10 protein-coding genes are annotated in these 9,765 nt (G+C 31.8%); 5 read left to right on the top strand and 5 right to left on the bottom strand.

All coding sequences use genetic code 11. The features are described 5' to 3' along the window. The first annotated feature begins 121 nt into the window (after positions 1-121). The 4 genes from CSUIS19073_RS04540 to CSUIS19073_RS04525 all read left to right on the top strand — a co-directional run bounded on the left by CSUIS19073_RS04540 (position 122) and on the right by CSUIS19073_RS04525 (position 4,024). The gene (locus CSUIS19073_RS04540) at positions 122-346 is read left to right on the top strand and encodes a FeoA family protein (RefSeq protein ID WP_086236927.1); all 225 of its coding nucleotides are present in this window, start codon (positions 122-124) and stop codon (positions 344-346) included. After that, positions 347-2,452 (top strand): ferrous iron transport protein B, encoded by a 2,106-nt coding sequence (feoB, locus tag CSUIS19073_RS04535; protein WP_086236926.1) that lies wholly within the window; start codon positions 347-349, stop codon positions 2,450-2,452. Between the two features lie 118 nt (positions 2,453-2,570). Then, a complete protein-coding gene (gene msrB / locus CSUIS19073_RS04530) occupies positions 2,571-3,566 on the top strand; it encodes a peptide-methionine (R)-S-oxide reductase MsrB (protein WP_086236925.1) in 996 nt (331 codons plus the stop codon). A 266-nt stretch (positions 3,567-3,832) separates the two neighbouring features. Beyond that, a complete protein-coding gene (locus CSUIS19073_RS04525; protein ID WP_141082466.1) occupies positions 3,833-4,024 on the top strand; it encodes a hypothetical protein in 192 nt (63 codons plus the stop codon). Between the two features lie 156 nt (positions 4,025-4,180). Here CSUIS19073_RS04525 and dmeF read toward each other — a convergent pair whose 3' ends face one another. Continuing rightward, a complete protein-coding gene (gene dmeF / locus CSUIS19073_RS04520) occupies positions 4,181-5,086 on the bottom strand; it encodes a CDF family Co(II)/Ni(II) efflux transporter DmeF (protein ID WP_086236923.1) in 906 nt (301 codons plus the stop codon). After that, positions 5,083-5,967 carry a D-amino acid aminotransferase gene (locus CSUIS19073_RS04515; protein ID WP_086242495.1) on the bottom strand — a complete coding sequence of 295 codons (885 nt, stop codon included), beginning with the start codon at positions 5,965-5,967 and terminating at the stop codon, positions 5,083-5,085. Before CSUIS19073_RS04515 ends, dmeF begins: the two co-directional genes overlap by 4 nt. Before the next feature lie 91 nt (positions 5,968-6,058). Here CSUIS19073_RS04515 and CSUIS19073_RS04510 point away from each other — a divergent pair, with 91 nt between their 5' ends. Continuing rightward, the gene (locus tag CSUIS19073_RS04510; RefSeq protein ID WP_086236921.1) at positions 6,059-6,571 is read left to right on the top strand and encodes a hypothetical protein; all 513 of its coding nucleotides are present in this window, start codon (positions 6,059-6,061) and stop codon (positions 6,569-6,571) included. Here CSUIS19073_RS04510 and CSUIS19073_RS04505 read toward each other — a convergent pair. The 3 genes from CSUIS19073_RS04505 to rsmH are packed head-to-tail and all read right to left on the bottom strand — an operon-like array spanning position 6,557 to position 9,710. Then, a complete protein-coding gene (locus CSUIS19073_RS04505; protein WP_086236920.1) occupies positions 6,557-8,509 on the bottom strand; it encodes an FUSC family protein in 1,953 nt (650 codons plus the stop codon). The two genes, CSUIS19073_RS04510 and CSUIS19073_RS04505, sit on opposite strands and share 15 nt — an antisense overlap. After that, positions 8,509-8,790, bottom strand: coding sequence for a hypothetical protein (locus CSUIS19073_RS04500; RefSeq protein WP_086236919.1), 282 nt, complete (start codon positions 8,788-8,790; stop codon positions 8,509-8,511). The genes CSUIS19073_RS04505 and CSUIS19073_RS04500 overlap by 1 nt, the downstream gene beginning before the upstream one ends. Beyond that, positions 8,787-9,710 (bottom strand): 16S rRNA (cytosine(1402)-N(4))-methyltransferase RsmH, encoded by a 924-nt coding sequence (gene rsmH / locus CSUIS19073_RS04495; RefSeq protein WP_086236918.1) that lies wholly within the window; start codon positions 9,708-9,710, stop codon positions 8,787-8,789. Before rsmH ends, CSUIS19073_RS04500 begins: the two co-directional genes overlap by 4 nt. Positions 9,711-9,765 lie beyond the last annotated feature (55 nt).

Here is a 9,765-nt window from a genome sequence, read left to right as displayed (position 1 = left end):
AGATTTTGATATATTATTTTTCATATTATTACAATTATTTATAAAATAATAATCAATTTTAATAATAATTTAAATTTTATTTAATTATAATTGATAATAGATTTCATTATTGGAGAGTTATATGACTTTGGATCTATTAGAAAATGGTCAGATGGCTAAAATTCTAAATTTCAATGTAACTGAAAAGTTGCTTGAGAGATTTTTTAGTCTGGGGCTATCAAAATTTAAAACTATAAAAAAGGTAGAGAGCTCACTTGGTAGTTCTACTATTTTAATAGAGTGTAATAGAAACTCTTTAATGCTAAGATATGATGAGGCAAAAAGCATTGAAGTAGAGAGAATTTAGATGAGAAAGATTATTAAAATTGCACTTGTTGGTCAGCCAAATGTAGGCAAAACTCTACTTATAAATTCACTAAGCGGGTCGCATTTAAAAGTTGGAAATTTCCCTGGTGTTATGGTGGAAAAATCAGAGGCAAAATTTAATTATAAAAATTATGAGATTAAAATTATTGATCTTCCTGGGACATACTCGATAAATGATTATTCGCTAGAAGAGAGAATTACTAAAGAATTTATAGATAGAGATGATTATGATATTATTGTAAATGTTGCAGATTCTGCTAATTTAGAGCGAAATTTAATTCTTACAACTCAGATTATGGAGCGAAATAAGAAGATGATTTTAGCTCTAAATATGAGCGATGAAGCATTAAAAGAGGGGATAAATATCGATACAAAGGTGCTTCAAAATCTCCTTGGTATCCCTTGCATATCAGTATCTGCTAGTTTAAAATCAAATTTAAATGAATTAATGGATTGTATAATAGATATTCACAACTTGCCATATACTCCAAATAAGAGGATTTTTAGCGATGTGATTGAAGATGAGATATGGGCTATTTGCGACTTTTTAAAAGCTAAAAATGATATTAATATAGATGAGCTAAATTATAGAGATGTTGCTATTGCTTTGTTAAAGCAAGATAATAAAATTTATAAAATTTTACATGATAAGCCAATTTGGATAGAGTTTTCAAAGGTTATTGAAAATTCTCACAACAACTTATATATTTACTACAAAACCAAATCCATAAATGAGATATTTATGCAAGAGTGCAGTGATTTTGTAAGCGGTGTGATTGCTAAGAGTGTGGCGTTTCATAGTGTTAAAGAGCTTAATTATACCAAAATGCTTGATAAAATCTTGATCAATAAATACATTGGAATTCCTATATTTTTGTTTTTTATGTGGTTGATATTTCAGCTGACTTTTACCCTTGGAGCTGTGCCTATGGACTATATAGAGGCTGGGTATGTGGCGTTGGGTGATATGATAAAACAGAGTGTAAGCAATGAGCTTATATCATCTTTATTAGCTGATGGGATTATCGGTGGCGTTGGTGCTGTGTTGTTATTTTTGCCTAATATAATTATTCTATTTTTTGGCATTGCACTTTTAGAGACTACTGGATATATGGCTAGGGTGTCATTTTTGCTAGATGGATTTTTTCATAAATTTGGTCTGCATGGCAAGAGCTTTATCCCTTTAGTAACTGGCTTTGGCTGTTCTGTTCCAGCGTTTATGGCTACTAGGACTTTAAAAAATGAAAAAGATCGCCTTCTTACGCTTTTTATCATAAATTTTATGAGTTGCGGTGCTAGATTGCCAGTGTATGTGCTATTTATAGGTGCTTTTGCTCCTGAAAGTCAAGCTGGTAATTGGCTATTTGGAATTTATATTTTTGGGGCTATTTTAGGTCTTATCGCAGCGAAAATATTGCGTTTAACCGCATTTAAAGGTCCAGATGAGCCATTTGTCATGGAGATGCCAAAATATAGAATGCCAAATTGGAATCTTATATGGTTTATGGTCTATAATAAGGCTAAAATGTATATTAAAAAGGCCGGGACTTTCATTTTAGCAGCAGCTATACTTATATGGTTTGCAAGTAGCTTTCCATTCCAAAGTCAGGTTAAAGATAGCTATAAGCAAAAGATAGAGCTAGCTGCAAATGATGATGAAAAAGATAGATTATCTTACGAATTAGAAAATATCTTAATAGAAAATAGTTATCTAGGTAAGGCGGGGAAATTTATTGAGCCGATTTTTGCTCCTTTGGGATTTGATTGGAGATTGAGCGTTTGTATAGTTAGTGGTTTAGCAGCTAAAGAGGTTGCTATATCTACAATGGGCGTTTTATACTCATTAGGTAGTCAAGTCGATGAAACAACTCAAGGATTAACCCAAAAGATACAAGAGTTAATACCATTAGAAGTGGCAGTAGCATTTATTTTATTTATTATGCTTTATAATCCATGTTTGGCTGCTACGATTGTCTTTGGCAAGGAAGCTGGCGGGTATAAGTATATCTTTTATCTATTTATATTTACAACATTTGTTGCTTATATTATCTCATTTATTGGGTTAAATATTGCAAAGCTATTTTGATGGCTTTGTGATATTTTTGATTTTAACTCTTTAATAAAATATTTAGATTTTATTTTTTTAGCTTTGATAGAATTGCCAAAATCCAATTTAAGGTTGTATAGTGATAAGGTATATATTTATGACAATTCTTGCCATTACTGCGCTAATGGCTAATCCAAAAGGTGGTGATATGTCAAATTTAAAAGAGATATATTTAGGTGGTGGGTGCTTTTGGGGTACTCAAGGGTATTTTGATCGTATCAAAGGCGTTAAATACACTCAAGTTGGTTATGCAAATGGAAAAAGCCAGGAAACTAGCTATTATGAGATAAGCAAAACTGATCACGCTGAGGTTGTAAGAGTGCGATTTGATCCAAATGTAGTGGATTTAAATGAGATTTTAGAGCACTATTTTCGCATTATAGATCCATTTTCTATCAATAAGCAAGGTAATGATATAGGAAGGCAGTATCGCACCGGAATTTACTATAGCGATGAGAGTTTAAAGCCTATTGTAACTGAATTTATAAGGGCTAAACAAGCTAAATTTGATAAGAAAATAGCCGTTGAAATAGAGCCTTTGAAAAATTATGTAGAGGCTGAAGAGTATCATCAAAAATATTTAGAGAAAAATCCGAATGGCTACTGCCATATAGATTTAAATTTAGCCAATAAACCTCTATATGATGAGAGTAAATTTAAACTTCCTACCAAAGAGGAGCTAAAAAAGAGTTTGAGTGATTTAGAGTATAGAGTAACGCAAGAAAAGGCCACTGAACGCCCATATAGTAGCAAATATGATAAATTTGATGAGCGTGGTATATATGTGGATATAGTAAGCAAAAAGCCACTTTTTAGCTCTAGTGATAAGTATGATGCTGGATGTGGGTGGCCTAGCTTTACTAAGCCTATAACCACTGATGCGACTGGCTATAATCGTGATCTAAGCCATGGTATGGATAGAATAGAGGTAACTTCTAGGCTAAGTGGGAGCCATTTGGGGCATGTTTTTGATGATGGTCCAAGCGATAAAGGTGGATTGAGATATTGTATAAATGGCGCTTCTTTGGAATTTATCCCTTATGATGAGATGGATAAAAGAGGCTACTCTGAATATAAAATTTATGTTAAATAATTAAAATTTTATGGGAGACACAGAACTCCCATTTTATTTTAAATTTATTAAATTAGCTATAAAATATTTAACTCTCTAATACGCGCGATATTTTCCCAATTAGTGTGAATATATATAAAGTAGCTCCAGTAGCTTGTGCATAGTGTAGCAAATAAGGGGTAAAATCTCTGCTCTTTTTAAGATTAATAAGATATATAACACAGCAAATAATAAGTACAAAAATATTTAAAATTAGATTAAGAGCATACCAAACCACAAAGCTAAAAGTGCTAAACACTAGGCTTGGCGAGATGCTTTTCTTAAAGCCATATCGCAAAATAGCCAAAGTTATAATCCATATAAGCAAAACAATGATGGGCATTACAATGCTAATTAATAATAATCCTTCAAATCCACCGCTAAGCATAAAAATAAAGCTTAAAATAGTAGCGATGAAACCCCCATACTCTAAGGGTTAAATTCTCGCAAAACTTACATATTAAATAGACACAAACAAGAGCTATTATTCCTACTATTTCCATCTTCTATCCTTTAATATGATGATATTTTACAATAACCTATTTATTTTCATCACTCTATAGTCATTTTGAAAGCCATATTGGCTAAATTTCAAGCTATTTTGGATATATCTCTACTAATATATGAACTAGCTCTTTGTGCTTTGATAACTCTTTTTTGATAGATTCTATATCTAATGGCTCATCTGAGCTTAAAGAGATTATACAAGCGTATTTATCCTTTGCTACTTTTATAAGATGCAGATCCTTGATGATTAGATCACTTCTAAATAGGCGTAAAATATCGATAACTTCACCAACTATTGGCTCATTCATATTTGCATCAAGTAGTATTTTACCCGATTGCCTTAGCAACCCTATAGCCCACACTAAAATTAAAATAGCTCCCACTATCCCCATAAGCGGATCAAGAAAATCAGCCCCAAATAAAAGCCCAAAACTTAAAGCTATTATAGCTAAAATAGAAGTAAGCGCATCAGCTATGACATGCATATAAGCAGCCTTTAAATTTAGATCATCGTGGTGGTGATCGTGATTATGATGATCGTGGCTAGACCTTAATAGCCAAGCACAGATTAAATTCACCACAAGCCCTATAATAGCGATGAAAATAGCCTCTTTATATGCTATAGTTTGCGGGTTTATAAATTTTAAAATAGAGTGATAAATCATCAAAAACGCAACCACCAAAAGAGATAACGCACTAGTATAACTAGCTAGAATTTCTATCTTATATGTGCCAAAATTAAATCTACCATCGCTTTTATATCTATTTGATATAATGTAGGCAAAATATGCTAGTCCCAGTGCTAAAGCGTGAGAACTCATATGCCAACCATCAGCCAAAAGTGCCATTGAGCCAAAATATATCCCGCCTATAATCTCAGCTACCATCATAATTATTGTGAATATTATCGCATATAGTGTATTTTTCTTAGCAATATCATTTGAAGAGTGAAAGCCATGGTCGTAGGCGTATCGCATTTGTGTGTGATTTATCATTTTATCTCCTTAATTTTATTAGCTTCAGTTATTAAACTATTTTTATAAAGCTCTCTAAGCTTAAGCGAGTATTGTCCGATTTTACCGCCATTTATGGCTTTGCCATCTGCTTTTATAACTGGCAAGAGTATTATTGTCGCAGCACTTATGAAGCACTCATCTGCGTTATATACTTCACTCATGCTAAATTTACGCTCTTGGACTTTTAGACCAATTTGTGTGGCTAAGCTTAAGAGTTTATTACGCCTAATTCCTGGTAAAATCTCATTAGATAGGGGTTTGGTTATCAAAGTGTGATCTTTTATGATAAAAGCACTACTACTTCCAGCTTCAGTTACATAGCCATTTTCTACCATAAAGCACTCATCAGCCCCAGCTATCGCAGCTTGATTTTTAGCGTAGCATTGACCTAGTAAGGAGATGGACTTTATATCGCGTCTTTTCCATCTTATATCTTCAGTGGAGATTATGCTAATACCGCTTTTGGATTTTGGATTTTCAAGGACGCTATCAGCAAAGGCAAAAGCCATTATAGTTGGCTCAATCCCTTTTACAAAGATAAAATCTCTTGGGGCAATCCCACGGGTAATTTGTATATATAATCCACCTTCTTTAAGTGAATTTATCTTTATTAGTTTGTTTAAGATTGTTTCAAATTCGCCCTTAGAGTATGGTAAATTTAGGCTAATTTCGCTTAAACTCCTTTGAAATCTATCCCAAAATCCATCCCTTTCTACCATGGTTGAATTTACCACTGGTACTACCTCATAAATCCCATCGCCAAAGATAAATCCACGATCAAATATGCTTATTTTAGCACTATCTTTATCGATAAATTTGCCATTTAAAAAGACTTTTTGCATGGAGATCATTGCTGCCATTTTGACTCCTTTTTTAAATTTAAGTTATTTTATCAGCTTTTGACTAATTTTTAGATATAATAGCCCATTTAAATTATCAAAAAGTATGACAATGGTAGAGAAAATTAAACAATTTATATTTAAAAATTTATTTGTAGTATCTAAGCAACCGGTGCTTTTTCGTGATCTTTTAGAGGCAAATTGCTTATATAATGAAGGAATGCTAATCGATCCATCTAAGCTGAATTTTCGCTATCGTAATCGTAGATTTTACGCTATTTATGCCTTGCTTTGCCTTATTGTTTTAACGCTTTTTGTCTGGATACTTCACATATTATTTAGCAAATTTGAAGCAGATTTGCATGTTTCGGTTATTATTACTGTGATTTTAACTGCGTGCGTGTTTATCGGATTTGACTATTTTAGGGTTTGGACTAGAAGATTAATTAGCCTTGAGCTGATCCGTGCTGCGTGGAAGGTGCATTTCCCATATTTTCCATATGAGAAATACTCCCAAAAAATTGAGATAATTTATAATGAGGCTATAAAGCATGAGATTTCACGCAAAGATTTAGAAAAATATGTCTTAGATAGATTAGTTCATACCATATCATCTGATAAGTAGGTCGCTATAGGCTATTATCCTATCTTGTCTTTTTGCTATCTCTAGCAGTAAAAATCTTATTTTTTTATCTTGACTTAGAATTCTGCTTTCCATATTATCATAAAAATAGTATGGAAGTTTATCTACTCTTTTTTCTATCATCTCAAATCTAGTTGATATGATATTTATATCTGAGATCAAGGCGTCTTTGGCTCCGTTTGGCTTTGAAGGGTGGTTAAGCCATTGAGTATAGACTTTTAGATTGCTAAGAAGTGAGCTTATATCATATAAATTTCTATAAATTTCTAGATATCTCTTTAGCTCTTTACTTCTATCGCTTTGCGTGATTGTGTTGTGATACCAAGTTAAGCTATTTAATATCTCATTTTGTTCTATTGTAAATCTACCTTCAATTACGCTATTGCTAAGCTTTTTAAATTTAGGCAACAGCTCGATATATGTATTGCTAAGTTTAATCTCATTAGTATGGCGAAATAGCATAAATGCCACGCCAAATGAGACTATAAATCCTATTAAAATATCAATAATTCTTATATACACCATCTCCATAGAGTTGCCTAAAATAAGCGAGTATGCCATGGCAAACGCCCCCATAAATGCCCCCATTGCATATATAGGTGGAAAATTTTTAAGATAAAAGGCTAGGAAAATTGATATTATGCAAAGTATGGCAAATATGCTATTATTGCTTATTAAATTTACTAAAATAGAAGTTAGAGCAATTCCTATTATAGCACCTTTGATATTGGCAATACCTGTGATTTTAGTCATATATGAGCTATCCTTACTCATACTAATCACGCCAATAGCTATCCAAACCCCATTATGAACATCTATAAAACTAGCAATAATTATAGCTATACTAACGCCGATGGCTAAACGCAAGGAGTATTGGATAGTTGGATTGTGTAAGGTTGTATCTTTTATTATCTCTTTTATGCTTTTTTGCTTTTTATATTCTAGCGTGATTTTATCCTCTCCACCATCTTTTATTAGATGAAATTTAGAGTATAAAACCTCTAAAGAAGCAGTAAAAATAGTATGATCGCTCTGCCTTGCTATATTTAATGCGTCATCTTTTATGGTGCTATTTTTATCTATAAATATATTTTTTAACTCAATTAAATTTCTTATAATCTCACTATTTATTAAATTTAGTAAATCTGGATTTTTAATCGTTTTAAAATATCTTTGCATTGAAATAAGTAGATTATATATATCCTCTAATTTATATAGATAAAATATCGCCCTAGAGTGGTGTATGATGAGTCGCTCATCTTTTATCGTTGAGCTTTTATTGGCAAATAGATTTTTAATATCATTAATATGCTCATTACACTGTTTGGATAAATTTAAAAACTCCTTATCGTTATTTATATTTTGACTGATTTGAACTAGCTCATCAAGTATCATCATACAAGATCGTTTAGTAAATTTACCATATGTTCCAAAGCGAGTAAGCCTAAAGGTCGCAGCTATAATGCTACTTGCTACAAAGCCACCTAAAGAGTCTTGTAGATTCCAACCTGGTTGATTAGAAGCAATAATGCTAAGAAGCCCAGTTGCATTAACGATGGATAGAATTTTATTTAAATTTTGATTAAAAAGATTGCTAAATCCTACAAATATCATCCAAATTAGCGTAAAAAAGCAAAATATAATATGAAATTTAAAAAGAGCATTAACAAACAAAACCGAGCAAATCCCAAGGATAATATATATTACAAAGTAGCTAATCTTTATCTTTATATTGCCTTCAAGCGATGAGAGAAAAAATATACTCATAGATGAGCTTGCTGCATATACCATACCAAAAAAACCGCCAATATAATATCCTATAAATCCGCATATTAGTATAGATATGGTGGCTTTGATAGAGTAGCTTAGAGCAAACCAAGCTGGGTCATAGTATTTAAAAAATTTGGCAATTTTATCCATTAATCGCTCATATTATCAATTATTTGATTTTTATATCTTATATATTCTAAATCTCTTTTTAGTAGTTTATTTTCTTCTTTTAGCACATTTAATTTGCTTTTTAGCTCTGCTATACTCTTGCTTGTATAGTAAATTTCATTGCTAAAATATACCTTTGGCAAGGCTAAGGCTAGAATGATGAGTAGAGCTGCATAAGCGATGATTATAGTTTTAAAATTCAGATTATTCTCTTTTTTTGTTCTTTGGATATTTTTTTGTAGTAAATTCTCTTTATCTCTCATCTTTGCCTCTTAATTTTAAAGATTCTCATTTTAGAACAGCTAGATCGTGGATTATCGCTAATCTCTTTATCAGTTGGAGTTATAGGCTTTTTGGTTATTATTTTGCCAATTGCGTGATTATTGCCACATTCACAACGCATAGCTTGTATAGGGCAGATACAGCTTGATTGCCACTTTTTAAATGTATCTTTAATAATCCTATCTTCAAGAGAATGAAAGCTAATAATTGCTAGTTTGGTCTCATCTATTTTGGAGTTTTGAATGGAATTTAATAGCTCTTTTAACACATCTAACTCTTTATTTACCTCAATTCTTATAGCTTGAAAGACCAAAGTAGCTACGCTTATAGATCGGTTTTTTAAATTTGAGCTTCCAACTATTTGGCTTAGCTCTTTGCATGAGATTATCTCTTTATTCTCCCTAGCTTTTATAATTTTTTGAGCTATTATTTTGGCATTTGGCAGCTCACCATACTCACAAAACACTCTTTGTAGCTCATCTTGAGTATAGTTATTTACTATAGTTTTAGCATTAATTGGATTAGAGCTATCCATTCTCATATCCAAAACATCGCTTTTAAGCCCAAAACCACGCTCATTAAGGTCCAGTTGAAGTGAGCTAACACCAATATCAGCTAAAATTCCTTTAATATTCTCTTGTGGAATTTTTTTAATAATTTGGCTAAAGTTGCTTTTGTAAATCTCAATCCTATCTTTATAATCTTTAAATTTATCTTGACAATATTTGATCGCCATATCATCTTGATCGCAAGCGATTATTTTGATATTTGGTATAGAATCTAATAGTGCTTTTGAATGCCCACCATATCCCAAAGTACAATCCAATATCACACCATCGCCAATATTTTTAAAAGTATCAACAACCTCGCTAAGCAAAACAGGAGTATGAATAGAGTTCAAAATAAGCCCTTAATTGAAATTTTTAATAAAAATTTTATCATAAATTTGATGAATA

This window comes from Campylobacter sp. RM19073, assembly GCF_024723495.1.
Classification (GTDB): Bacteria; Campylobacterota; Campylobacteria; order Campylobacterales; family Campylobacteraceae; genus Campylobacter; species Campylobacter porcelli.
The sequence above is the reverse complement of the archived record's forward strand: the minus strand, read 5'-3'. Positions and strand labels throughout refer to the sequence as shown.